The sequence below is a fragment of the Paraburkholderia phenazinium genome (assembly GCF_900142845.1).
GTDB classification, from domain to species: domain Bacteria; phylum Pseudomonadota; class Gammaproteobacteria; order Burkholderiales; family Burkholderiaceae; genus Paraburkholderia; species Paraburkholderia phenazinium_A.
In genome coordinates this window covers 2,899,917-2,923,165 of the sequence record NZ_FSRU01000002.1, presented here as the reverse complement: position 1 = coordinate 2,923,165, position 23,249 = coordinate 2,899,917, and the positions used below count along the sequence as shown (strand labels likewise).

General features: G+C 63.8%; 23 protein-coding genes. 8 read left to right on the top strand and 15 right to left on the bottom strand.

The genetic code is table 11. The features are described 5' to 3' along the window. The first annotated feature begins 52 nt into the window (after positions 1-52). Together BUS12_RS30120 and BUS12_RS30115 are read left to right on the top strand one after the other, a co-directional pair. Positions 53-697 carry an Imm50 family immunity protein gene (locus tag BUS12_RS30120; protein ID WP_074301001.1) on the top strand — a complete coding sequence of 215 codons (645 nt, stop codon included), beginning with the start codon at positions 53-55 and terminating at the stop codon, positions 695-697. Between the two features lie 103 nt (positions 698-800). Next, a complete protein-coding gene (locus BUS12_RS30115; protein ID WP_074301000.1) occupies positions 801-2,156 on the top strand; it encodes a hypothetical protein in 1,356 nt (451 codons plus the stop codon). A gap of 113 nt (positions 2,157-2,269) precedes the next feature. Here the strand turns inward: BUS12_RS30115 and BUS12_RS30110 are convergent, their stop codons facing one another. Continuing rightward, positions 2,270-4,114: an EAL domain-containing protein gene (locus BUS12_RS30110; RefSeq protein WP_074300999.1), complete on the bottom strand. Its 1,845-nt coding sequence runs from the start codon at positions 4,112-4,114 to the stop codon at positions 2,270-2,272. A 235-nt stretch (positions 4,115-4,349) separates the two neighbouring features. Then, a complete protein-coding gene (locus BUS12_RS30105; protein WP_074300998.1) occupies positions 4,350-5,375 on the bottom strand; it encodes a bile acid:sodium symporter family protein in 1,026 nt (341 codons plus the stop codon). Between the two features lie 623 nt (positions 5,376-5,998). Between BUS12_RS30105 and BUS12_RS30100 the strand changes: the two genes are divergently transcribed. From BUS12_RS30100 to BUS12_RS30090, 3 genes are all read left to right on the top strand, one after another. Beyond that, positions 5,999-6,469: a hypothetical protein gene (locus tag BUS12_RS30100; protein ID WP_253190232.1), complete on the top strand. Its 471-nt coding sequence runs from the start codon at positions 5,999-6,001 to the stop codon at positions 6,467-6,469. Positions 6,470-7,056: 587 nt separating this feature from the next. Continuing rightward, positions 7,057-8,148, top strand: coding sequence for a porin (locus BUS12_RS30095; RefSeq protein WP_074300996.1), 1,092 nt, complete (start codon positions 7,057-7,059; stop codon positions 8,146-8,148). Between the two features lie 208 nt (positions 8,149-8,356). Next, the gene (locus BUS12_RS30090) at positions 8,357-9,295 is read left to right on the top strand and encodes a LysR family transcriptional regulator (protein WP_074300995.1); all 939 of its coding nucleotides are present in this window, start codon (positions 8,357-8,359) and stop codon (positions 9,293-9,295) included. A 127-nt stretch (positions 9,296-9,422) separates the two neighbouring features. Here the strand turns inward: BUS12_RS30090 and BUS12_RS30085 are convergent, their stop codons facing one another. Next, complete coding sequence (locus BUS12_RS30085) at positions 9,423-10,382, bottom strand: NAD(P)H-dependent flavin oxidoreductase (RefSeq protein WP_074300994.1); 960 nt, start codon at positions 10,380-10,382, stop codon at positions 9,423-9,425. A 290-nt stretch (positions 10,383-10,672) separates the two neighbouring features. Here BUS12_RS30085 and BUS12_RS30080 point away from each other — a divergent pair, with 290 nt between their 5' ends. Further along, positions 10,673-11,563, top strand: coding sequence for an alpha/beta fold hydrolase (locus BUS12_RS30080; protein ID WP_074300993.1), 891 nt, complete (start codon positions 10,673-10,675; stop codon positions 11,561-11,563). 81 nt (positions 11,564-11,644) lie between these two features. Here the strand turns inward: BUS12_RS30080 and BUS12_RS30075 are convergent, their stop codons facing one another. After that, on the bottom strand, positions 11,645-12,118 hold the full coding sequence (locus BUS12_RS30075) for an Lrp/AsnC family transcriptional regulator (protein WP_074300992.1): 474 nt from the start codon (positions 12,116-12,118) through the stop codon (positions 11,645-11,647). A gap of 117 nt (positions 12,119-12,235) precedes the next feature. Between BUS12_RS30075 and BUS12_RS30070 the strand changes: the two genes are divergently transcribed. After that, positions 12,236-13,135: a DMT family transporter gene (locus tag BUS12_RS30070; protein ID WP_074300991.1), complete on the top strand. Its 900-nt coding sequence runs from the start codon at positions 12,236-12,238 to the stop codon at positions 13,133-13,135. Positions 13,136-13,314: 179 nt separating this feature from the next. Here BUS12_RS30070 and BUS12_RS30065 read toward each other — a convergent pair whose 3' ends face one another. The 7 genes from BUS12_RS30065 to BUS12_RS30035 form a co-directional block, all read right to left on the bottom strand. Then, entirely contained in the window at positions 13,315-14,244 is a 930-nt protein-coding gene (locus BUS12_RS30065; protein WP_074300990.1) for an MBL fold metallo-hydrolase, read from the bottom strand. Then, on the bottom strand, positions 14,238-14,741 hold the full coding sequence (locus BUS12_RS30060; RefSeq protein WP_074300989.1) for a MaoC family dehydratase: 504 nt from the start codon (positions 14,739-14,741) through the stop codon (positions 14,238-14,240). The genes BUS12_RS30065 and BUS12_RS30060 overlap by 7 nt, the downstream gene beginning before the upstream one ends. Then, positions 14,738-14,974 (bottom strand): DUF1289 domain-containing protein, encoded by a 237-nt coding sequence (locus BUS12_RS30055; RefSeq protein WP_074300988.1) that lies wholly within the window; start codon positions 14,972-14,974, stop codon positions 14,738-14,740. Before BUS12_RS30055 ends, BUS12_RS30060 begins: the two co-directional genes overlap by 4 nt. Then, on the bottom strand, positions 14,971-15,495 hold the full coding sequence (locus BUS12_RS30050; protein WP_074300987.1) for a YbaK/EbsC family protein: 525 nt from the start codon (positions 15,493-15,495) through the stop codon (positions 14,971-14,973). Before BUS12_RS30050 ends, BUS12_RS30055 begins: the two co-directional genes overlap by 4 nt. A 24-nt stretch (positions 15,496-15,519) precedes the next feature. Further along, complete coding sequence (locus BUS12_RS30045) at positions 15,520-16,446, bottom strand: hydroxymethylglutaryl-CoA lyase (RefSeq protein ID WP_074300986.1); 927 nt, start codon at positions 16,444-16,446, stop codon at positions 15,520-15,522. A gap of 93 nt (positions 16,447-16,539) precedes the next feature. Further along, a complete protein-coding gene (locus BUS12_RS30040; RefSeq protein ID WP_074300985.1) occupies positions 16,540-17,481 on the bottom strand; it encodes a 2-hydroxyacid dehydrogenase in 942 nt (313 codons plus the stop codon). A 21-nt stretch (positions 17,482-17,502) separates the two neighbouring features. After that, positions 17,503-17,949 (bottom strand): VOC family protein, encoded by a 447-nt coding sequence (locus tag BUS12_RS30035; protein ID WP_074300984.1) that lies wholly within the window; start codon positions 17,947-17,949, stop codon positions 17,503-17,505. Positions 17,950-18,200: 251 nt separating this feature from the next. Here BUS12_RS30035 and BUS12_RS30030 point away from each other — a divergent pair, with 251 nt between their 5' ends. Further along, a complete protein-coding gene (locus BUS12_RS30030; RefSeq protein ID WP_074300983.1) occupies positions 18,201-18,806 on the top strand; it encodes an RBBP9/YdeN family alpha/beta hydrolase in 606 nt (201 codons plus the stop codon). 15 nt (positions 18,807-18,821) lie between these two features. Here BUS12_RS30030 and bioB read toward each other — a convergent pair whose 3' ends face one another. Genes bioB through bioA form a run of 4 tightly spaced genes read right to left on the bottom strand, consistent with a single transcriptional unit; the run spans position 18,822 to position 23,208 of the window. Next, entirely contained in the window at positions 18,822-19,907 is a 1,086-nt protein-coding gene (gene bioB / locus BUS12_RS30025) for a biotin synthase BioB (protein WP_074300982.1), read from the bottom strand. Between the two features lie 33 nt (positions 19,908-19,940). After that, a complete protein-coding gene (bioD, locus tag BUS12_RS30020) occupies positions 19,941-20,660 on the bottom strand; it encodes a dethiobiotin synthase (protein ID WP_074300981.1) in 720 nt (239 codons plus the stop codon). Further along, on the bottom strand, positions 20,657-21,841 hold the full coding sequence (bioF, locus tag BUS12_RS30015) for an 8-amino-7-oxononanoate synthase (protein WP_074301782.1): 1,185 nt from the start codon (positions 21,839-21,841) through the stop codon (positions 20,657-20,659). Before bioF ends, bioD begins: the two co-directional genes overlap by 4 nt. Beyond that, positions 21,841-23,208, bottom strand: coding sequence for an adenosylmethionine--8-amino-7-oxononanoate transaminase (gene bioA / locus BUS12_RS30010; RefSeq protein WP_074300980.1), 1,368 nt, complete (start codon positions 23,206-23,208; stop codon positions 21,841-21,843). Before bioA ends, bioF begins: the two co-directional genes overlap by 1 nt. Positions 23,209-23,249: the final 41 nt, after the last annotated feature.

Sequence of the window (23,249 nt, the reverse complement as noted above, 5' to 3'; positions counted from 1 at the left end):
TGTGTATCGCAGCAACCGTCTACGACGGTGAGGACGAGCCGCTTACCGAGCATTGACTTACGACATTGGATATCACGTCTATCAGCGTAGCGACGGTTCGTATGTATACGGCTTTGAGGTCGCGCGGGAATCAAGCGAAGGCTGGTTCGGCAGTGGTGCGAGCCCATTAGACTTCGAAGGTCCGCGACACGGGGCAGAAGCGCGCGTGCGGGAGCTGATCGAACAACAAATCGAGTGTCTGCCTGAGCACTACGAATCGGAGCGATTCAATCGCCACCAGGAGACTGACGAAAGTGTAGTCACGGACGGGTGGCTGATTCGCCGTATCTACGGGTATTGGCCTGCGTTTCACGACGCGCAGTTGCTGGAGGTATCGCTACGTCGCTACGCCTTGGGTGACAAGCAGCAAGCCGATATGGAGATGTGCATTCATCATGGCGGCCAAGACAACCCGGAGTGGAACGGCGAAAACTTGCATTGCAAACTCACATTTCAGCTCAAGGACGTAGCGGGGGACGAATTTTCAACGGAAGAAGTGAACGTTCCAAACTGGATAAATGACATGCGATTCAGCAGGCGCGACGATGGTCGAATTGATGTCGACGTCGAACCTTCCGCGGGCCTCCCCATCTTCTTGCATTGCGCTGTTGTGCGATTGGTGTCGGTAGAGCCATATACGGGCAAAGAGTTCATCTAATACCCTGGCGAGCTTGCAACGGGCGGTTGCGTGAGCGTCGAGAAGCATTCCGAGAACGCCTCCGATCTAGCCCATCGACCGCGCCCGCATAACAGGTCAAAAAATGCACAAACACCTCTCAAAAGAAGTATTTGCTACTGCCCTCAAACGAGGTCACGGCCGCGCCTTCTTGCACGTACAAAACTTCGGCCTGCCCGAAGTCGCGGATCTTGTTCTCGCAGCATGCCTGAAGAACCCCGCATACGACCGGCAATGCGAGTCGAGTCGGGCGCCGTGGCTCTTTAGCATGTTCAAGGGACGCGAGGAGTATCCCGTGTTCGCATCGGCAATCCTGTCCGCGTTTCGCCAGGAAACGGACAACAACGATATCGAACACCTTTGCGAATTGACCGCGCAACTGGCCATACATGGTGACGAGATCGCAGCCAATGCACTTCGACGTCGCGTACTCGATCAGTCGTTTGTGCTTGAGGGCGATCAGTCGTTTGTGCTTGAGGGCGATCAGTTCGGTTGCAATGCACTTGTTTTGTTGGACGGTGTCGATGCCGTTGTGGAACTGGCGCGACGTTTTGGACGGTCGTTGCTTGAGAGCTCCGAGGAGAGGTTGCCGTTTCCATATCACCTCGCGGGTGAATCGGGTCTTCGAGAATCGGCAGATGCTGTGCTTGAGCAACTCGCGGTATCCGATGAAGCAATCGGCGCTTTCTGGAACAGTGAGCAGTCGTGGGAGCGTGAGTTTCAGACAGACAAGGTGCCTCTGCGCGACGAGGAGCGAAGGGAGAGTTCGCGTCGCGAGTTTCCACTCGAGAAAATACTCGCTGACGCGGCAGCGGGCGTCGGTGACACGTCATTCAAATACACGCGCTTCGGCAAATACGCGACTGTGGACGAACTGAAAGTAGTCTGGCTTCGTTTGATCAACGAAAGCGATGAGAAGGTCTGCTTGCGACTGCTGTGGGTTTTCCGCGCAGCAATGCTACCGGAATTGCATCCTGCGATATGGAAGCTGGCGGAATCAGATCACGACAAGATTCGCGCCGCAGCAATTACTGCACTTGCACAGTGCCACGATCCGAGCGTGGGCAATTTCGCGCGCGCGGCCCTGCGTTCTGCGCGATCCGCGAAGGCCGTATCGGACGGTATGGAAACGCTCGTAAAACACTATCGCAATGAAGACGCCCTTCTCGTGAGATCTGCGTTGTCAGGCATTTCCGCGAGTGATGGCGAGGCTCATGCGATCGGCTTCAGCATTGCGAGAATGTGCCGTGAGAACGAGTCTTGCGATCTCCTGGAAGCGCTCATTGGGGATTATGAAAATAATCCTTGTACGCTGTGCCGATGTGGAACGGTAAGCATGATGAGCGAAAGAGGCGTGCTGGCGCCTGCAATCATTTCGGAGTGCTTGCACGACGCGGACCCGGACATTCGGAAACTGGCTCAGGAAGCGGCGTCGAGCTGAAAGGCGTATCAGTACGTGCCTCTCCCAGCCAGGAACGGGGCATACGAACTCACGCAGCCGCATCTGCTGTTTCCACCTGCAGGAACCGTGAGTACCCCACGTTACCCACGCCACTAACTCGCCAACTGTGGCGGCTCCGCGTGCCCTTTCAACAAAGCCGCGCTCTCATCCGCCTCGATCAGCACAAAGCCCGACACGTCCTGCTTCGCCCGCCGCTTGGCCAGCGCGGCCACCGACGCAATTTCCTCGCTGCTATACAGCGTCGGACCGCCGTCGGATTCGACGTGCACGCAGCCAATCGCCATCGTGACAAAGCCGAAGAAGGTCGGATTGCCGCGCCGGTCTTCACCGTGAATGCCGCCGGCCAGGCGGTCGTCGGGCGCGTAGAAGCGTTGTGCGCCTTCGTTGAACACATGAATCGCACGCAGTACACGCTCCTGCCAGTCGTCGCTCTGGAACAGGATCAGGAAATCGTCGCCGCCCACGTGGCCAAGGAAGTCGCGCGTCGGATCGCACACGTCGGCGAGCACCGCCGCCGCGAATTTGAGGACTTCGTCGCCTTGCCAGTAGCCGTACTGGTCGTTGAAGGGCTTGAAGTGATTCAGATCGACGTAGCAGGCGTAGAACCCGGCGTCGTTGCCGAGCAGGCGCGAGATGTGCGAACTGATCGGAATGTTGCCGGGCAGGAAGGTCAGCGGATTCGCGTAGCGCGCCGCTTCGATGCGTACCTCCGTGACCGCGCGCACGAGTTTCTCGCCGGTGCCGAGGCCCGCATATTTGCCGTTGTCGGTGATCACGAAACCATCCGCCAGGTAGCGCTGGTCGTCGCTGGCTAGCAGCTTGGCCATCTGCTCGACGGTCATCGATTTTTCGATGATCACCGGCGACGCATTCGCAAACAGCAGGCAGGGCCGCTTACCGAACAGCTCGCGGTGATACGGCAGGGCATAGCGGTCCATGAAGCTGCGCCGGTTGATCAGCGCGACCGGCTCGTCGTGTTCGACCACAGCCACCGCGTGCAGGTCGGGCAAGCGGTTGAACAGTTCGAGCACGTCGTTGTTGGTGGCGTGGCGCTGCAAGGCCGGCGCATGCACCAGCATCTTCGCGGAGGCCATGCCGCCCGACGGCGAAGCGCCGCCCGAGCGGGTGGTTTCCGGGAACACCGCGATATGGCCGGCGCGGATCGCCTGGCGTGCGTCGTCGGCGACCATGCGCGCGGGCTGCGCGTTGGGGCGGCCGAAGAAATAGCCTTGCCCGCAGCCAATCCCCATGTCGCGCACGACGATCAGGTCCGCTTCGTTTTCGATCCCTTCCGCCACGAGTTTCGCGCCGCTCGCGTTGGCGAAGTGCTGCATCGCGCGCACGGCTTCGAACTTCAGCGGGTCGCTCGCGATGTCGTGAATAAAGAAGCGGTCGATCTTCACGACGTCCGGTTGCAGCCGCACCCACAGGTTCATGCTGGCGTTCGCGGTGCCGTAGTCGTCCAGGGCGAATTGCGCGCCGGCGGTGCGCAGCGTCGCGAGCACCGGCAGGAAGCTGCCGACGTCGGGAATCGCGCTTTGCTCGGTCAACTCGATCACGATCCGCCCGGGTTCGATGCCGGCGTGCCGCAGTACGGCGAGCGTGTCATCCGAGGCATCCGCGATTTGCCGCAGCGCGCCCGCGCTGAAGTTGAGGAACAGCTGGCCCTCGCACGCGAGGCGCGCGAAGGCCTCGATGCAGGTGCGCGCGGCAGCCCGCTCCAGCGCAATGACGCAACCCTCGGCGTTCGCCTGGGCGAACAGAGCGAAGGGAGTCTCGAGCGGAGAGCCCGCCGGTCCGCGAATCAGCCCCTCATAGCCGAGAATCGCTCCGTCGTCGAAATCGACAATGGGTTGGAATACGGCGGACAAATCACGCCGGGCGATCAAATCCTCGATGCTGGGCGCTCCGTATCGAGGGGACGAGCGAAGTGGCATGGCAGTGGGCCAAAACGGTGGACCGTCAGCTTATCGGCAGCGCCGCGGATAAATTAAGTGAATCTTTGGTGACATCTCACCGGTAAGCCCGTCACCTTGGCCTATGCCATCAGGCCAGGGCGACGGCGCGCGCGTTTAGGCGTGAAATAACGAAAAAGCCGCTCGACGGCGGCTTTCTTCAAACAGGCTCAGGGAGGAGCTTATGAATCTCTTGTTCGACTCGTACAGCAATGCGCTAGCGGCGCGCAACCGCAGCCGCGGGGCGTTCCTCTGCGGCGGCGTGGCTTTCGCCACTGGTGTCGCGCGCGCCCCAGCGTTGCGCGAGCGCGGCGCACACCATCAGCTGGATCTGATGAAACAGCATCAGCGGCAGTACGACAGCTCCCACCGCGTGCGAGGCGAAGATGACCTTCGCCATGGGCACGCCGGCGGCGAGGCTCTTCTTCGAGCCGCAGAAGATGATGGTGATCTGGTCCGCGCGGTTGAAGCCGAGCCGCTTGCTGGTGAACATCGTGACGGTCAGCGCGAGCGCCAGCAACACGACATTGATCAACACCAGACCGCCCAGCGCGCCAAGCGACGTATGACGCCACAGGCCCTCGTTGACGGCTTCGCTGAACGCGCCGTACACCACGAGCAGGATCGAGCCCTGGTCCACGAACTTCAGCACGCCGCGGTTGCGTTCGATCCATTTGCCGATCACCGGCCGCAACAACTGTCCGGCCACGAACGGCACCAGCAACTGCAGCACGATGTTCCAGACGGTATGCCAGGCGGACGTGCCGCCGGCTGCCTGATTCGTGACCACCAGACTGACGAGCGCCGGCGTGATGAAGATGCCGAGCAGGCTCGACGCCGACGCGCTGCAGACGGCGGCAGGCACGTTGCCTTTGGCAATCGAAGTGAACGCGATGGACGACTGGACCGTCGATGGCAGCGTACAGAGGAAGAGGACGCCGGCGTAGAGCGCAGGCGTGACAAGGGGCGAAAGCAGCGGTTTGAGCGCGAGCCCGAGCAGTGGAAACAGCGCAAACGTGCTCAGCAGAACGACGAGATGCAGGCGCCAGTGCGTCGCGCCCGCCACGATCGCTTCGCGCGAAAGCTTGGCGCCGTGCAGGAAAAACAGCAGGCCGACGGCGATATTCGTCAACCAGTTGAAGCCGACGGCCGCCTGCCCATGCACCGGCAGCAGGCTGGCGAGGACCACCGTGCAGACAAGGCACAACGTGAAGTTATCGGGAAGCAGTTTCGGGCGAGCCATTTCGGAATCTCAATACGGGTAAGGCGGAAATGCAAAAACGCGTGCGCACTGGCACGGGCCGTTTGCTGTAAGGGGAGGGTCCATTAGTAATGGAAAGCGATTAAAAATGCAAATTCATTTGCGGAATCGATTGATGCGGGTAGTGCATGTGACGGACTCGCAACCACCGCGCCGGATGGTCGCGGCAGGGTGGTCGGTATTGCGTAACGAAGGCCATGGAACCCTCTCCGTTTGAGTGCTGCGTGCGTCCTTTTCCAGGCGTTTTCTACCGACGGAATCCGGCCCTTTGGGACGGTCGTTTGGGCCGTCCGACGAGGCAATCTGGAAGCCCCAACAGGGCCCTCACGCAAGGCCTTTGTCGTGAAAAAACGTCGCAGTAACACGGTGTTACAAGGCAGTGTCGGGCCTAACACTTTTTGGCTCGACACCCCTCGGAGCGACCCATAAATTACTGATCAAAGGCCAATGGGATGCATCCGCCTCGGAAAGACCGACGCGGTTCGCAAATCCTGGAACAAGTCTCGCCGCAGCTCGAACGGCAGGCTTCAGGCGGGTCTTCGAGCAGGTGAATCATGGTGGACGCAGGTTTGGCGAAAACAAGGCGGTGGGTTCTGGGCGCAGTCGTGACTGCGCTCTGTTCGCTCGCCTCCGCGAGAGCGCCCCAGATGCCGCATGGCGGCGGTCAGGGCGGTGGTTTCGCTCGCGCCGGCGTCCCGCACGATGCACGCAATGCCAATGCCCGTGCAGAACGCGGCGCGCCTGTTGACCGCAATGTCCGGCTTGCGCATGGCGCGGGCAATGTCCGCGGCGGCTACAACGCGCCGCAACCGCAGCGGGTGGCCGGCGGCGGTTATCGCGGCGACAGCCGCGCCGATCCGCGCAACGGCTTCCAGTACGCCGGATCCATTACTACCGTGAGCGCCGAGACGCGCTCGGTGCCGCGTCCGCCGGAAGACGAGTCGATGGTGCGTGCGGGCTCGATCCGCGCCGACGTGGCCCGCTACAACGAGGAGCGCGGGGCGACGCGTCCCGTCCCCCGCCCGCCGGACGAGTACATGGGGCGGCCACCGGCGCCCACCCCCTACCGCAATTAACCTTATCCCGGCGTGTTCAACGTATCCTCGCCTGCGTCGCGGTGAGGCTTTCAGCCTTCGAACGTCGTACTGACCCAGCCTGAGTCAACCGGCGCACTGCCGCGTTCTGCGGTCGTCACTACCCTTTTCCGTAGCTTTCAATCCGTCAGCCAGCCTTCGCGCCGGCCGCTGTCGCTGATCCCATCCAAATAAGTGACGTATGCACGCCACACTTTCGTGACAACGCCCTACGTCGCCTCCCTCCTGATCGTCAAATTTCGTGTCTTTGCCCGTAATCGGTCATCGGCGCGGCGCCTGAGCCGTTATCCGTCTTTGCGCAGCAGTCCTGGCGGGCCTCACAGCCCGTTATTAGGGACGTGATACGGGGGTGCCGGCGAAAGGCCACCGTGCTTTAGCAGTCCGATAAACGACAAAACTAATCAGACCGATATACCGGCAATAACAACCCATATTTTTGTCCACAAAAATGGTCCGCAAAGATGGTCTCGCCCAGATTAGCTCGGTGATCTAACGGACGACCAAGAAACCGTTGGCGCGAGCTCCCCGCCGCACAGCCATACCCCCTTTTGACAAAGACAGGAGAACCCATGAATACAAACTACCGCCGTGCGCTCAAAACAACTCTCAAGGCCAGCGTGGTCGCCGGCCTTCTGGCGGGTGCATCGACGGCGTTCGCACAATCGAGCGTGCAACTGTACGGTCAGGTCGACGAATGGGTCGGCGTGCAGAAATTCCCGGACGGCAAAAGCGCAGCGGAGGTGTCCGGCGGCGGTATGTCGACGTCCTACTGGGGTATGAAGGGAGCGGAGGATCTGGGCGGCGGCTACAAGGCGATCTTCACGCTCGAAGGCTTCTTCCTGGCGCAGAACGGCCAGTACGGCCGCTTCACGGGCGATACGATGTTCTCGCGTAACGCCTATGTGGGTATCGAATCGCCATACGGCACGGTGACGGCCGGACGCCTGACGACGCCGCTGTTCGTGTCGACCATCCTGTTCAACCCGTTCGTCGACTCGTACGAATTCTCGCCGATGGTATGGCACACGTACCTCGGCCTCGGCACGTTCCCGACCTACACGACCGATCAGGGCGTGGTCGGCGATTCGGGCTGGAACAACGCGGTGGAGTATTCGTCGCCGAACTTCAATGGCTTGAGCGCCAACGTGATGTACGCGCTCGGCAATACGGCCGGGGATAACGGCGCGAAGAAGTGGAGCGCCCAGTTCCTGTACTTCCATGGCCCGTTCGCCTTGACCGGTGTGTACCAGTACGTGAACTTCAACAACAATCCGGGCGACCTCACCGGCCTCGCGCAGAGCGTCGGCCTGCCGGACATGAAGAGCCAGAGCGTGGCCCAGTTCGGCGCCACCTTCGACCTGAAGTTCATCAAGTTCTACGGTCAGTACATGTACACGTACAACGACCAGACCACGGGCAGCTGGCATGTGAACACCGCCCAGGGCGGCGTCACGGTGCCGGCCGGCCCCGGCACGATCATGGCTTCGTACGCGTACTCGCGCGACGGCAGCGGCCTGGACCAGACGCGTGAGACGGCGGCGCTCGGCTACGACTATCCGCTCTCCAAGCGCACGGACGTCTACGCGGCTTATATGTACGACCACTACACCAGCCAGACCTCGGGCAACACGTACGGCGTGGGTATCCGCACGAAGTTCTGAGCATCCTCGAACCTGAAGCGGCCCGGCCCGGTGTTCTCTTGAGCGCATCCCCGGCTGCGACGCGTTGTGCTTCGCAAACCCCGCCTTCGTGAGAAGGCGGGGTTTGTCGCTTCTGGAAACGGAAAGGGGCGATAAGACTGGTTTGCTCACACTGCTTTGATAAAGACGGCAAAATGGCGTCGATTGATTCCTCGCACGAGCGATTGCCATGGATACCTTGGTCAGCATGAAAGTGTTTCGCCACGTCGTCGAAGTGGGGAGCTTCGTCGGCGCGGCCGAGCGCATGGAGATGTCCGCGGCGATGGCGAGCAAGCACGTGATGCATCTGGAGCAGCAGCTCGGTGCGCGGCTCCTGAACCGCACCACCCGGCGCGTCGCGCCCACCGAGGCGGGTCGTGAGTATTACGAACGGCTGAGCCAGGTGCTGACCGAACTCGACGAAGCGGAACAGGCGGTCGGCGCCGCGAGCGTCGTGCCGCAGGGGAGGCTGCGGGTGTCGTCGCTGTCGGCGTTTGGCCTGAGCCGTGTGATGAGCGCGGTGGCCGACTACGCGGCGCAGTATCCGCAGGTCACGGTGGAAATCACGTTGTCCGATCGCGTTGTCGAACTGATCGACGAGGGGTTCGACGTCGCGATTCGCGCCTCGCCGTCGGGCTTGAAGTCGTCGTCGCTGATTGCGCGGCAGATTGCGACGGCGCACCTGGTGCTGTGCGCGTCGCCCGACTACTTGCGCCGCCATGGCACGCCCACCCGCATTGCCGATCTGTCGCGCCACAATTATCTGCAGTACGCGGGCGTCGCTGCGCCGGAACTCGGCCCTTCAGGCGCGGAAGGCGGGCCGCGTGTGCGGCTGTCCGGCAACCTGATCGTCAATCACCTGGAGGCGCAACGGGTCATCGTGCTGCAAGGCGCCGGGATTGCGATGCTTGGCACGGAAGTGATCGGCGACGATCTCGCCGCGGGCCGGCTGGTGCCGCTGCTCGTCGACCAGGTGCCGCCGCGCGAGTTGCCGATTCATGTCGTGTATGCGAGCCGGCGTCACCTGTCGGCGAAGGTACGCTCGTTCGTCGATTTTCTGGCTGAGCGATTCGCAGACGAGACGTTGTGGCCGTCGCTCGAGCAGATCAAGGCGCTGGCAGTGAGCTAGGCGGACGGGCGTCCGCCGGTATAGAGGCTTGAATGCGTGCCGCTGCGTCGAGCAAGAGCCGGTGTCGGGCGCTTTGTAAATGAAACGACTCACGGCCCCCAAAGGAGCCGTGCGTTGTTCGCGAGGATCAGCGTGCGATCCCGAGCCGCGCCTTCGCTTCGTTGTATTCCTTCTTCAGACGCTCGACCAGTTCGGCGACGCTCGGCACGTCGTCCATCAGGCCCACGCCCTGGCCTGCGCCCCAGATGTCTTTCCACGCCTTGGCCTTGTCGCTGGCGAAGTTCATTGCGGTCTTGTCCGATTCCGGCAGCGCATCCGGGTCTAGCCCGGCGTTGAGGATGCTTTCGCGGATGTAGTTGCCGTGCACGCCCGTGAACAGGTTCGTGTAGATGATGTCCGAGGCGCTCGAGTTGACGATTGCGTGCTTGTAGCTTTCCACCGCGTGCGCTTCCTGGGTCGCGATAAAACGCGTGCCCATGTACGCGAGGTCCGCGCCCATCGCCTGCGCAGCGAGGATCGAGCCGCCGTTGGCAATCGCGCCGGACAGAATGATCGGGCCGTCGAAAATCTTCCGCACTTCGCCGACCAGCGCGAACGGCGAGGTCGTGCCGGCATGGCCGCCCGCGCCGGCCGCCACCAGGATCAGCCCGTCCACACCCGCTTCCAGCGCCTTCTGAGCATGACGGATGTTGATCACGTCGTGCAGCACGATGCCGCCGTAGCTGTGGACCGCGTCGACGATCTCCCTGGCCGGCGCGCGCAGGCTGGTGATGAAAATCGGCACCTTGTGTTCGACGCACACCCGCACGTCATGCTCGAGCCGCGCATTCGACTGATGAACGATCTGGTTGACGGCGATCGGGCCGATCACCGCATCCGGATGGGCGGCCTTGTGTTCGGCGAGCGATGCCTGGATCTGCGTGAGCCATTCGTCGAGCAGCTCCGCCGGCCGCGCATTGAGCGCGGGGAACGAGCCGACGATACCGGCCTTGCACTGGGCCAGTACGAGGTCCGGATAGCTGACGATGAACATCGGCGAGGCAACAACGGGCAGCGCGAGCTGCTGCAGGACGGCGGGCAATGCCATGGTGCGAGTCTCCTGTAAAGCGGACCGGTGCGCATCAAACGCCCGGCGTATGTGAAGTGTAGCGGGACAAACCGCGGCGCGACGCCAGGCTGGCCATCTCGTCCGGTTGGTCCGTCGGGGTGATTCGAATTTAAGAACGATCGTTCGATTATAGGCGAATGACTGTCCGTCTGCAGGGGCCGGACAGTTGGAAGGAGTGTTCAGGTTCTACGGTTACGTGACCTAACCCACCCCGTACGGACACACAGCGCTCCTACAATGCTTTGACGAACAACGACAAGAGACTCGCTATGCCCTTCGAGGATTTCACGCCCTTTCGCGTCGCCGCGGGCGACGTCGATATTTTCGGGGTCAAGGGCGGGGCAGGACCGCCTCTCTTACTGCTGCACGGCCATCCGCAAACGCATCTGATCTGGCATCGGTGCGCGGCGCAGCTCGCGAAGCATTTCACGGTCATCGCCACCGATCTGCGCGGCTATGGCGCCTCGGCGCGGCCGGAGAGCGACGCGACCCACACACCCTATTCGAAACGGGCGATGGCGGCCGACCAGGTCGCCGTGATGCGCCACTTCGGCTACGACCGCTTTCTGGTCTGCGCCCACGACCGCGGCGCACGGGTGGCGCACCGGATGGCGCTCGATCACCCGGACGCCGTCGAGCGTCTGATGCTGCTCGACATCGCGCCGACGCTCGCCATGTACGAAGCCACCGACCGCACCTTCGCCACGCTGTATTTCCACTGGTTCTTGCTGATCCAGCCGGAACCGTTGCCGGAGACGCTGATCGGCGCGAACCCGGATGTCTACGTGGACCGCGTGATGGGCAGCCGCCACGCCGGGTTGACGCCGTTTGCACCGGAGGAGCTCGACGCCTATCGCAGCGCCTTGCGGCAACCGGGGGCGGTCCATGCGATGTGCGAGGACTACCGCGCGTCGGCGACGATCGATCTCGAGCACGATCGCGCGGATATCGAACGTGGTCACAAGATCGGCTGTCCGCTGCGGATCCTGTGGGGCGAGGAAGGGGTGATCGAGAAGTGCTTCGAGCCGCTTGCCGAATGGCGCCATGTCGCGCGGGATGTCAGCGGCCGGGCGTTGCCGTGCGGGCACTACATTCCGGAGGAGGTGCCTGCGGAACTGGTCACCGAGATGCTGGCCTTCTTCGAGACCGTCGAGCAGTAAAGCCTGGGCTGCGCAGAGCGCAGCCCATTCCGCTGGGCCAACGCGGACTCGGCAGGGTCTCGCGAAGCAGCGCGCAGAAGATCAGCCCAGCGGCGGCAGCCGTCGCGCGACCGGCGTCGACTTGACGATGGCGGTGCTGGTCTCCGCACGTTCCGTCACCTTCGAGAGGATCTCGTCGAGCTGCTCGATCGAATGCAGGTACAGGCGGCAGATGAAGCAATCGTCGCCTGTCACCTTGTCGCATTCCACAAACTCCGGGATGCGGCGGATCACGTCTTCCACCAGATGCAACTGCCCGGGCAACGGCTTCACGCGCACGATGGCCTGCAGCGTGTAGCCGAGCGCGCGAGGATCGATCTGCACGGTGAAGCGTTCGATCACGCCCTGCGTTTCGAGCCGGCGCAAACGCTCGGCCGTGCTCGGCGCCGACAGGCCGACGAGCCGCGCCAGTTCGCTGACCGGCTGGCGTGCATCTTCTGCGAGCGCGGCCAGCAGCGCCCGATCGGTGTCGTCGAGCGCAGCGGGCGGGCTGGCCGGCGCGAGGCGTTTTGCCATGATGGCCTTCGATTATTAGGTCGATGAACCTGAGGGCCTCAGTTTAGCCATGTATTCGGCGATCTGGATTAAATACACTGCCTTCAATGCGGTGATCAATCCTGGGAGGACCGAAAGATGGCTACCAACGAAGTGAGACGCGGCGCGGCCGAGATGAGCGTCGCCATGCTGATGTCGGGGACGATCGGCTGGCTGGTCGTCTCGTCGCAGCAGAGCGCGCTCAACGTGGTGTTTTTTCGCTGCGTGTTCGGCGGCGCTACCTTGATGCTGGTGTGCGCCGCGCTCGGGTTGTTCCGGCGCAGCCTGTTCTCCTGGCGCGTGCTGGGGCTGGCGGCGCTCGGCGGCGCGGCGATCGTCCTCAACTGGGTGCTGCTGTTCGCGGCGTATTCGCGCGCGTCCATTTCGATGGCCACGGCCGTCTACAACACGCAGCCGTTCATGCTGGTGGCGCTCGGTGCGCTGGTGTTCCGCGAACGCGTCACGGCGTCCACCGTCGCGTGGCTGCTGGTGGCGTTCGTCGGGCTGGTGTTTGTCGTGCGCGTCGAGCCGGCGGTACTCGCGGTGCCGGGGCAGTACCTCGAAGGGATCGCCTATGCGGTCGGCGCGGCGGCCATGTACGCGGTGTCGTCGATCATCACCAAGCATCTCAAAGGCACGCCGCCGCATCTGATCGCGCTGATCCAGGTCGGCCTCGGCGTGCTGATGCTCGCGCCGTTCGTGCGCTTCGACGCATTGCCGACCACCGGCGCGCATTGGCTCGAGCTCGTCACGCTCGGGGTGGTCAATACCGGCATCATGTATGTGCTGCTCTACGGCGCGATCCAGAAGCTGCCTACCGCGATGACCGGCGCGTTGTCGTTCATCTATCCGGTTGTCGCGATCATCGTCGACCGGGTGGCGTTTGGGCAGAAACTCGCCTGGGTGCAGGTACTCGGCGCGGTGCTGATCCTGCTTGCCGCTGCGGGCGTCAATCTCGGTTGGCGGGTGGTGCCGCAGCGCCGATATTCGTCTACGTGACATGCGTGTGAATTCGCGCCACGTCAGAGTGTCAAGTTTTTGTAGGGAAATCACCGATGCGATCAAAAATGCCGCCCGGGTATGATTTCCTCAGACGATGATCACGTCGACCGAATTCCGCCGCTCGCCATTCATGGCGAGCGGTTTTTTTTTGCGCCTGGATTTTAGTGGGCGCCGATTCACTGCGCGACAATACGCCGGGCGTCGATACGCTCGCCGTCCACCGTCAACGGTCCGCCGTTCGACGCCAGCTCTTCGATCAACCCCCGCAACAGCGCCGGCCAGGCATCGCGCGGCTTGAGCATCGCCGCGGCGGCGCGCATGACGGCGGCGGCGTCGAGCATGCGCAGCAGCGCGTCGAAGCTCATGGTGCGCACTTCGAGCAGCTTGAACACAATCAGCACTTTCAGCGCATTCTTCGCGTTGCGCGCCGGATCGGCGCGCAACCAGGCCACGCGCGAAAAGGCCCGCTCAAGCGCCAGCGAAACGTTCGTGAACGGCGCGCCATGACCGGGGATGACGGTACGCACGTCGAGCTTTGCAATCGCTTCCAGCACGGCCTGTTCTTCCGCGAAACCGCTTTCGCCTTCGAGTTCCGGAAAGATCACACCGAAGCCGTTTTCCCACAGCGCGTCCGCGCTGATCAGCACGCGCTCTTCCGCGCAATAGAGCATCAGCGAGTGCGGGTCGTGGCCTGGTGCGCCAAGCACTTGCCAGTCGAGCGCGCCGAGCGTGAGGTGGTCGCCTGGGGCAAGCGTCTCGGTAAACGTAAAACGCTCGCAGGTCTGGCCGGTGCCGCGATAGCTCAAGTGCGCCTCGTCCCAGTTACGTATCGCTGCGGCCTCTGATGCGGGAATCGCGGTACGGCAAGGCCATGCCGCCTGAAGCAGCGCATTGCCGCCGCAGTGGTCCGAGTGCAGATGGGTGTTGACGATCAGATCGAGCGGCCGCTCGCCGAGCGCCGCCTGCAACAGGGCGAGGGTTTGCGGTGCGTGGCTCGCGTAGCCGGTGTCGACTATCGCGGCGCACGCGTCGTCGACCAGCAGCACATTGTTCGACGACAACCAGCCGCGTTCGAAGACCTGGATGGACTCGGGCAGGCTCATGATGGCTTCGGCTCCGTCGCTGATGCGCGTGCGGAATCCTCACAGGACTCCTGAGCAGACTCCTGCGTGGGCTTCGGCATCACGAGGATCGTCGAAGCGCCGAGCAGCACCGTCTCACCGTGCTGGTTGACGACCGAACCGTCGAGCTGCGTCAGATCGCCGTTCAGGCTCGGCTTCCACCATGCATCGCGCACGCGCCACGTCATGGTCAGCGTGTCCTGCGCGTGGACCGCCTTCTTCAGCTTGATATCGAACTCGAGACCGAGCGGCTGGGCGTACTGCGAAAAGTGCGTCGCCAATAGCGCCATGAAATGCGCGGTAGGTTGCGTCCCCGAGGCGATCAAGCCGCCGAAGCGGCTTTGCGCGGCATAAGCGTCGTCGTGATGCAGCGGGTTGAGATCGTTGACCAGCGTCGCGAATGCTTTGACGGAGTCCACGGACAGCGTAAGCGTGCTGCCGAAGCTTTCCCCAATCGTCACGACGCGCGGCGCCACCTTCATCTCGCCGTCTGCCGGTTGTGCGCCATCCACTGCGCGTGGCGGGCGTCGAGCGTGTCCCAGACGGCGCGCTTCTGAGTATCGTCGTAGGACGACCAGCCGCGAATTTCGTCGATAGTGCGCAGACACCCCTCACACCAACCGCTCGCCTTGTCCATCCGGCACACGTTGATACACGGCGACGGCACCGGCGCGACCGCGTCTTGTGCTTCCACCGTCGTGGTCGCCGCGGTCATACGGTTTCTCGCAGCGCGACGTCGGCGACCGGCGCGCCGGTCAGCGCAACCAGTTCCTGCGGCGACAGATTGAAGACCGCATGCGGATGTCCGGCTGCAGCCCACAGGCTATCGAGCGCGAGCAGATCCGCGTCGATCAGCGTGACGGGCGGCGTGGCATGACCGATCGGGCACACACCGCCGATCGCGTAGCCGGTTTTCTCGCGCACGAATTTGGCGTCCGCACGCGCGATCTCGCCGACCTGCGCCGCGACCTTCTTTTCGTCGACGCGATTCGCACCGCTTGCGACCACCAGCACCGGCGCGTCGTCTTCGCGCCGGCGAAACAGGATCGATTTGGCGATTTGCGCGACCTCGCAGCCGAGGCCTGCCGCTGCCTCAGCGGAAGTCTTGCCGGTCTCCGGCAGCATCACGATCTGCCCGGCGTGGCCGCGCTCGCGCAGCAGTAACGCGACGCGTCGTGCCGAATCCGGCAGTGTGCCGAGATCGCCGGCAGGTTGGGAAGAAGCGTTGTCCGTCATAAAGCGCGTTCCAGTGGATATGGGTTAGACGCACGAGCCTTGTTCGCTGCGTGCTTTCGCGAGGAGAGCCTTGCCGGCTCGCGAGACGTTGGGCTTGCCGATCGAACTCGAAATGAAATCGCCGATCGCGACGACCTGCGCGAGATCGATGCCGGTCTCGATGCCGAGGCCGTTCAGCAGATACAGCACGTCTTCGGTCGCGACGTTGCCGGTGGCGCCCTTGGCATACGGGCAGCCGCCGAGTCCCGCGACCGACGCATGAAAAATCTCGATGCCTTCCTGCAGTGCGGCATAGATGTTGGCGAGGGCCTGGCCGTAGGTGTCGTGGAAGTGTCCCGAGAGTTGCTCGCGCGGAAACACCTGGGTGACGGCGGCGAACACTTCGCGGGTGCGCTTGGGCGTACCCACGCCGATCGTATCGGCGATATCGATCTCGTCGCAGCCTAGCGCCGCAAAACGCTCGACCACGTCGACCACCGACGCCACCGGCACGTCACCCTGATAAGGACAGCCAAGCGCACAGGAAACGCTGCCGCGAATCCGCAGGCCATGCTCCTTGGCGGCCTGCGTCACCGGTTCGAAGCGCGCAATGCTTTCAGCGATGCTGCAGTTGATGTTCTTCTGCGAGAAGGCTTCGCTGGCGGCGCCGAAGATCACAATCTCGTCGGCTCGCGCGGCGATTGCGCCTTCGAAGCCGCGCAGATTCGGCGTCAGTACCGAGTAGAGCGTGCCGGGTCGGCGCTCGATGCCGGCCATCACCTCGGCGCCGTCGGCCATCTGCGGCACCCACTTCGGCGAGACGAACGAGGCGGATTCGACATTGCGAAAGCCCGCCGCGGACAGGCGATTGATCAGTTCGATCTTGACGGCGGTCGGCACGAAGTCTTTTTCGTTCTGCAGACCGTCGCGTGGACCGACTTCGACGATCTTGACGGCTTGGGGCAAGGCCATGATGAGTCTCCTCTGTTGACCGGAGTTCGCGCTTTAGTGCGTTACTCCGGTCCCATGCAATGAGTCCGCGCGAGGCGGTGCTGTCTCAGGTGTTCAATATCCGCGAGCAATATCGACCACGCCGCTCACCGCTTCGCCACGCATCAGCGCGGCGATTTTCTGTGCGACCTGGGCGACGCTCTCTTCGCGCAAGGTCTGCGCCGAGCTATGCGGGGTAATCGTGATGCGAGGCTCCTGCCAGAACAGATGATCGACCGGCAACGGTTCTTCGCGAAACACGTCGAGCGTGGCAGCGGCAATCTGACCGTCGGCGAGCGCTTCGAGCAGATCCTGCTCGACCAGATGCGCGCCGCGCGCGACGTTGATCAGATACGCCCCGCGTGCGAGCTTCGAGAACGTGCGGCGGTTCAGTACGTCGTGCGTATCCGGTGTGTGCGGCAGCAGGTTGACCAGCACCTTGACGCCGCTGAGAAACGCTTCGAATTGCGCTTCGCCGGCGAAGGTGGTCACGCCGTCGATCTGCCGTGCGCTGCGGCTATAGCCGCGCACCGGCATGCCGAACGGCACAAGTGCGCGCGCCACATGCGTGCCGAGCACGCCGAGGCCCAGCACACCGACCGTGAAGGTGTCGCGCGGATGCGGGTCGAGCACTTTCCAGCGGCGTTGCGCTTGCAGGCTTTCGTATTCGTCGAAGCGGCGCAGATAGCGCAGCACGGCGTGCGTCACGTATTCGGCCATCTGCGGCGCCATGCCGGAGTCTTCGAGACGCACGAGTTGCGCGCTGCGTGGCAGGGTGCCGGGATGGGCGCGTTCGAGCGCAAGAATGGCATCGACGCCCGCGCCGAGATTGAAGATGGCGCGCAGCCCGGCGCGTTCCGCGAGCATCTCGCGCGGCGGCCGCCAGACGATGGCGAAGTCGGCCGGGGCGGTATCGCCCGCTTGCCACTCGCGCAGCTCGGCTTCCGGCAGCGCGCGGTTGAAATCGTGCAGCCAGGTGGCGGCGTCGTTCTGGGGTGTGTAGAAGAGAATTTTCATGCGATCGGCTCGGGGCAGACGTTACTTGGCGAAGAGCCGGCTGATGTCCTTGAAGGCCTTGAACTCGAGCGCGTTGCCGCATGGGTCGAGGAAGAACATGGTGGCCTGCTCGCCCACTTCGCCTTTGAAGCGGATATGCGGTTCGATGATGAACGCGGTGCCGGCCGTCTTCAGCTTGGCGGCGAGGGCATTCCAGTCGTCCATGGTCAGCACGACGCCGAAATGGCGCACCGGTACGTCGTCGCCGTCCACCGCATTGACGCCGGCCCGGCCGGTTTCGTCGGGCGCGAGGTGCGCGACCAACTGGTGGCCGAAGAAGTCGAAATCGACCCATTCCGGCGAGCTGCGGCCCTCGGGGCAGCCCAGCAGGTCGCCATAGAAGGCGCGCGCGTTGTCCAGGCTGGCGACAGGAAATGCCAGATGAAACGGCTGCAACGCGCGTGGCTGGGCAGACGACGCTTGCGACATGGGGCCTCCTCCGTTTTACGAATAGGCTTCATTCTACTTTTTCGACGGCAATCGCGCGCAGTTTGGCACGGGCGTGCGGTTGGGCGGGATGCGGCGGGGTGCGGGGACGCGCGGCGAGGCGCTGCGACGCGCGGGGGAGGACTGGTCCGGCGGCGGGACGGCGGTCCAATAAGCAAATGAGAAAAAGTTGGTTCGCGCGCGCAGGCCCGCATTCCACAATAGGTTTCCGGATTCCGGCAGCGAGGACAATCATGCAATCATGCAGCAAATCCACATGGCCGCCGCGGCTCGTGACTGTCCCGGGCCTGCACGGTAGCGAAGGCGCGCATTGGCAGACGTGGCTCGAACGGCAGTTCGCCCGCTCGTTGCGCGTCGAGCAGGCCGATTGGGACGCACCGGATCTGGCGGGCTGGGCGCGCTCGGTGCGGGAACTGCTGGCGCGCGAGCGTGGGCCGTTCGTGCTGGCGGCGCACAGCTTCGGTTGCCTCGCGACGGCGCATGCGTTGCAGCAGGCTTCGTATGTGGGAGAGGTCGTGGGCGTGTTGTTCGTGGCGCCGGCCAGCCCCGCAAAATTTACCTTCGCGGGTCCGTTCGAGGCGCGGCGTCTGGGCGTGCCCTCGATCCTGATCGGCAGCGAGACCGATCCGTGGATGCCGCTAGCCGGCGCGCGCGAATTGGCGCAACGCTTCGGCAGCGCGTTCGTGAATCTCGGCGACGCAGGACATATCAATACCGCGGCAGGGTTTGGGCCCTGGCCGCGGGCCAAGTACTTCATCGATACGCTGGTGCATTGCGCCGCACCGTTGCGGTTCCGCGAGGAGGAGGCGCTGGAACTGGCGGGGCATGCGGTGGTGTGAGCAAATCCGGCGCGCCTAGTTCGCCGCCGCGTGTCCATCGCAACCACGCTCGCAACCGCTCTTGTCGAGCGGCATCTGCTGCGCGGCTTCGGCACGAATACCCAGACGCTCGAGCAGCTTGCGGTCCGCTTCGGCCTGCGGATTGCTGGTGGTCAGCAACTGGTCGCCGTAGAAAATCGAATTCGCGCCGGCGAGGAAGCACATGGCCTGCAGCGCCTCATTCATCTGCTCACGTCCGGCTGACAGACGCACCATGGCGCGCGGCATCGTGATGCGCGCAATCGCGATCGTACGTACGAATTCGAACGGATCGAGCGCTTCGGTGCCCGTGAGCGGTGTGCCTTCGACCTGCACCAGATTGTTGATCGGCACCGACTCCGGATACGGATCCATGTTCGCGAGCTGTGCGATCAGCCCCGCGCGCTCACGGCGCGATTCGCCGAGACCCACAATGCCGCCGCAGCACACATTGATGCCTGCGTCGCGCACGCGTTCCAGCGTATCGAGGCGGTCCTGGTAGGTACGCGTCGAGATGATCTGACCGTAGAACTCCGGCGACGTATCGAGGTTGTGGTTGTAGTAATCGAGGCCGGCGTCGCGCAGCCCTTGCGCCTGATGCGTCTCCAGCATGCCGAGCGTCACGCAGGTTTCGAGGCCCATCGCTTTCACGCCGCGGATCATGTCCTTGATCGGCTCAAGGTGACGATCCTTTGGATTGCGCCATGCCGCGCCCATGCAGAAACGCGTCGCGCCGTTGTCTTTGGCGACCTTGGCGGCGGCGAGCACTTCGTCGACCGGCATCAGCTTGTCGGCCTGCAGGCCCGTGTCGTGATGGACCGACTGCGGACAATACGCGCAGTCTTCCTCGCAGCCGCCGGTCTTGATGGACAGCAGCGTCGAGAGTTGCACGGTGTTGGCGTCGAAGTGTTCGCGATGCACTTGCTGCGCGCGGAACATCAGGTCGTTGAGCGGCAGTTCGTACAGCGCGACCACGTCGACGACGCGCCAGCGCGCGGTGCCTGGCGCCGCTGCGTTGGCCGCATTGGTTGCGTTGGCAACGGTCGAGTCCGTTTGGGGGCGATCAAGGTGAAGCTGGGTCATATCGTCAATCCTCGTGGATGGAGATGAAGTGAGTCAGCGCTGCGCAGTGCGCAGCGTCTGCAACAATGGGGTGATATCGAGGCAATCCGCCGCCGCGTCCGCAGACAAAGGGTTCAGATGCGGCACGATGCCGAGCAACGGCGCGTCGTACTGGCGCATGAGCCGACTGCGGATGGCGGCGATGTTTTCATCCGCGAAGCCCATGTCCGGATCGATGCGGTTCGCGACCCAGCCTGCCAGATGCAAGCCGCGCGCAGCGATGGCCTCGGCGCTCAGCAAGGCGTGGCTGATGCAACCGAGCCGCATGCCGACCACGAGTACGACCGGCAGGTTCAGGGCGAGGGCGAGATCCGCGGTGTCATGCGTATCGGTGAGCGGCACGCGAAAACCGCCGACGCCTTCGACGACGACTACGTCGGCGAGCTCGAGCGCCTGTGCATGGCAAGCGACGATGTGGCCGATATCGAGCGTGACGTTTTCCAGCGTCGCAACGATATGCGGCGCGGCGGGCGCCTTCAGCAGATACGGTGTGCGAAGCGTCGGCGGCAGCAGCACGCTGGACGCGGCGTCGAGCTGGTCCGCGTCTTCGTTGTGCCACACGCCGTTCACTTCGAACGCGCCGGCGGCGATCGGCTTCATGGCGGCGGCGCGCAACCCTTCGCGCACGAAGCCGCGCAGCAGGGCTGCCGAAACCAGGGTCTTGCCGATTTCGGTGTCGGTGCCGGTGACGAAGAGCGAGAGCGCCGTACTCATACCGTGCCTTCGCTGAGTTGCAGCAAGCCCGCTTCGAGGTAATCGATATCCGCGTGCGAGTGCGCCGCCGACAGCGAGATGCGCAGCCGTGAGGTGCCTGCCGGCACGGTCGGCGGACGGATGGCGGGCACCCATAGGCCGGCGCGATCGAGCGTGGCGGCAATCTGCAGCGTTGCGTCGTTCGCCCCGATGATGAGCGGCTGGACGGCAGTGTGCGAATCGACTGGCAACCACGGCGTGGCCTTGAGCATCGCGCGCGTGCGTTCGATCAGTTGCTGCAGATGGGCACGCCGCGCATCGCCTTCGTCGCCGGCAATGATGCGCAGGCTCGCCGATACCGCATGCGCTGCAGCGGGCACCGACGCCGTCGTGAAGATGTACGGACGGGCGCGCTGCACGAGCCATTCGATCACGGTTTCATGGGCCACGACGAATGCGCCCGACACGCCGGCCGCTTTGCCGAGCGTGCCGATCGAAATCAGATGCGGCGAGCGCAACGCTTCATGAGCGATGGCGCCGCGGCCTTGCGGGCCGAGCACGCCGAAGCCGTGGGCATCGTCGAGGATGAGCCACGCGCCGTGCCGCTCGGCGAGTTCGAGCAGGCGGGGCAGGGGCGCGACATCGCCATCCATGCTGAACACCGTGTCGGAGACGATCAGCTTCACGGCCGCATCCGATGCTTCGAGCATGGTGCTCAAGGCTTCGGTGTCGGCGTGCGGATAGACCTGCACGTCGGCACGCGAGAGCCGCGCACCGTCGATCAGCGACGCGTGATTGAGCGCATCCGAGAAGAGTGTGGCGCCGCGGCCGGCAAGCGCGGTGAGCGTCGCGAGGTTCGCCATGTAGCCGGTGCTGAAGTACAGGGCGCGCGGCGCATCGACGAAGCCGCCGACAAAGCCCGCGAGATCGTCTTCGAGTTGCGCATGCGCGCGCGAGTGGCCGCCCAAAAGATGCGAGCCACCGCTGCCCGCGCCATAGCGCCGCGCGCCTTCGGCGAGCGCGGCGACCAGCAGCGGATGCGCAGCGAGACCGAGGTAATCGTTGCTGGCGAAGCCGATCATTTCACGACCGTCGACCATCATGTGCGCAGCGCACGGTGTGTCGGCGGTGCGGCGACGGCGGCGCAGACCTTGCGCGTCGATATCCGCGAGGCCTTGTTCGAGGGTGGCGAGCAACGGCATCATGCGGCCTCCGCGAGCGTGGCTTCGAAGGTCTCGTGCGTGCGGGCCGCCAGCAGGGCGAGCTCCGCGTCATCGAGGATGTACGGCGGCATCAGATACACCGTGGTCGAAATCGGCCGCAGCAGCAATTCGCGCTGCAAGGCGTGGGTGAAGAAGCGGCGCGAGAACGTCTTGGCCTGTTGCGGATCGGCGATGACGGCATCGAACGCGAAGATCGTGCCGCACTGACGCAGATTGCGCACTTGCGGGTGCCCGGCAAGCGGCGCGAGCGCCGCGCGCAGTGTGGCCGACTTTTGCGCGTTGGCGGCCAGCACGTTGTCGCTCGCGAACAGATCGAGCGTGGCGAGCGCGGCACGGCAAGCGAGCGGATTGCCGGTGTACGAATGCGAGTGCAGGAAACCGCGTGTGGTGTCGTCGTCGTAGAACGCGGCGAAGATTTCATCGCGCGACAGCACGATGGACAGCGGCAGATACCCGCCGCTGATACCTTTCGACAGGCACAGGAAGTCGGGCCAGATACCTGCCTGCTCGCAGGCGAAGAACGTACCGGTGCGGCCGCAACCGACGGCGATTTCATCGGCGATCAGATGCACGCCGAACTGGTCGCACAGCACACGCAGACCCGCGATATACGACGGATCGTGCATGGCCATGCCGGCCGCGCATTGCACGAGCGGCTCGACGATGAGCGCGGCGATTCTGTGGCTGCGGGCTTCGAACAGGGCGCGTACGGCGTCGAGCGCGCGGCGCGCGACATCGGCCGCGCTTTCGCCCGGTTCCGCGCGTCGCGCGTCGGGCGATGCGACGACGTGCGCATGGCGGATCAGCGGATCGTAGGCGTCTTTGAAGAGGGCGACGTCGGTGACGCCGAGCGCGCCGATGGTCTCGCCGTGATAACTGTTCGCAATGCAGACGAATTCCTGCTTGTCGCCGTAGCCGCGATTGCGCCACGAATGGAAGCTCATCTTGAGCGCGATCTCGACGGCGGATGCGCCATCGGAGGCGAAGAACGCGTGACCGAGCGTGTGCTGCGTGAGGGCGGCGAGGCGTTCGGCGAGTTCGACGGCGGGTTCGTGCGTGCAGCCGGCGAGCATGGCGTGTTCGAGCGTGTCGAGCTGGTCTTTCAGTGCGGCGTTGATGCGCGGGTTGGCGTGGCCGAACAGGTTGACCCACCAGGAGCTGATGGCATCGAGGTAGCGATGACCGGCGCGGTCATAGAGCCAGGGGCCTGAGCCGCGGGCGATGGGGATGAGCGGCAGGCGCTCGTGGTGTTTCATCTGGGTGCAGGGGTGCCATACGGCACGCAGGCTGCGGGCGACCCAGTCGTCGGTCTCGGCGGTGGTTCCTGCTGTTGCTGGTGTGTCCAAAACGACTCCGGTACGGTGCTGCGCGGGTTTTTGTTTCGCGC

Bases quoted from the DNA above. Each gene is read 5' to 3' on its own strand.
- BUS12_RS30075 (WP_074300992.1), bottom strand. From the start codon at position 12,118: ATGGCAAAACGCCTCGCGCCGGCCAGCCCGCCCGCTGCGCTCGACGAC.
- BUS12_RS30030 (WP_074300983.1), top strand. From the start codon at position 18,201: ATGCAATCATGCAGCAAATCCACATGGCCGCCGCGGCTCGTGACTGTC.
- BUS12_RS30045 (WP_074300986.1), bottom strand. From the start codon at position 16,446: ATGGCCTTGCCCCAAGCCGTCAAGATCGTCGAAGTCGGTCCACGCGAC.
- BUS12_RS30040 (WP_074300985.1), bottom strand. From the start codon at position 17,481: ATGAAAATTCTCTTCTACACACCCCAGAACGACGCCGCCACCTGGCTG.
- bioD (WP_074300981.1), bottom strand. From the start codon at position 20,660: ATGAGTACGGCGCTCTCGCTCTTCGTCACCGGCACCGACACCGAAATC.
- bioF (WP_074301782.1), bottom strand. From the start codon at position 21,841: ATGCCGTTGCTCGCCACCCTCGAACAAGGCCTCGCGGATATCGACGCG.
- BUS12_RS30035 (WP_074300984.1), bottom strand. From the start codon at position 17,949: ATGTCGCAAGCGTCGTCTGCCCAGCCACGCGCGTTGCAGCCGTTTCAT.
- BUS12_RS30090 (WP_074300995.1), top strand. From the start codon at position 8,357: ATGGATACCTTGGTCAGCATGAAAGTGTTTCGCCACGTCGTCGAAGTG.
- BUS12_RS30095 (WP_074300996.1), top strand. From the start codon at position 7,057: ATGAATACAAACTACCGCCGTGCGCTCAAAACAACTCTCAAGGCCAGC.
- BUS12_RS30050 (WP_074300987.1), bottom strand. From the start codon at position 15,495: ATGACGGACAACGCTTCTTCCCAACCTGCCGGCGATCTCGGCACACTG.
- BUS12_RS30085 (WP_074300994.1), bottom strand. From the start codon at position 10,382: ATGGCATTGCCCGCCGTCCTGCAGCAGCTCGCGCTGCCCGTTGTTGCC.
- BUS12_RS30055 (WP_074300988.1), bottom strand. From the start codon at position 14,974: ATGACCGCGGCGACCACGACGGTGGAAGCACAAGACGCGGTCGCGCCG.
- BUS12_RS30110 (WP_074300999.1), bottom strand. From the start codon at position 4,114: ATGCCACTTCGCTCGTCCCCTCGATACGGAGCGCCCAGCATCGAGGAT.
- BUS12_RS30080 (WP_074300993.1), top strand. From the start codon at position 10,673: ATGCCCTTCGAGGATTTCACGCCCTTTCGCGTCGCCGCGGGCGACGTC.
- BUS12_RS30115 (WP_074301000.1), top strand. From the start codon at position 801: ATGCACAAACACCTCTCAAAAGAAGTATTTGCTACTGCCCTCAAACGA.
- BUS12_RS30070 (WP_074300991.1), top strand. From the start codon at position 12,236: ATGGCTACCAACGAAGTGAGACGCGGCGCGGCCGAGATGAGCGTCGCC.
- BUS12_RS30105 (WP_074300998.1), bottom strand. From the start codon at position 5,375: ATGGCTCGCCCGAAACTGCTTCCCGATAACTTCACGTTGTGCCTTGTC.
- BUS12_RS30060 (WP_074300989.1), bottom strand. From the start codon at position 14,741: ATGAAGGTGGCGCCGCGCGTCGTGACGATTGGGGAAAGCTTCGGCAGC.
- bioB (WP_074300982.1), bottom strand. From the start codon at position 19,907: ATGACCCAGCTTCACCTTGATCGCCCCCAAACGGACTCGACCGTTGCC.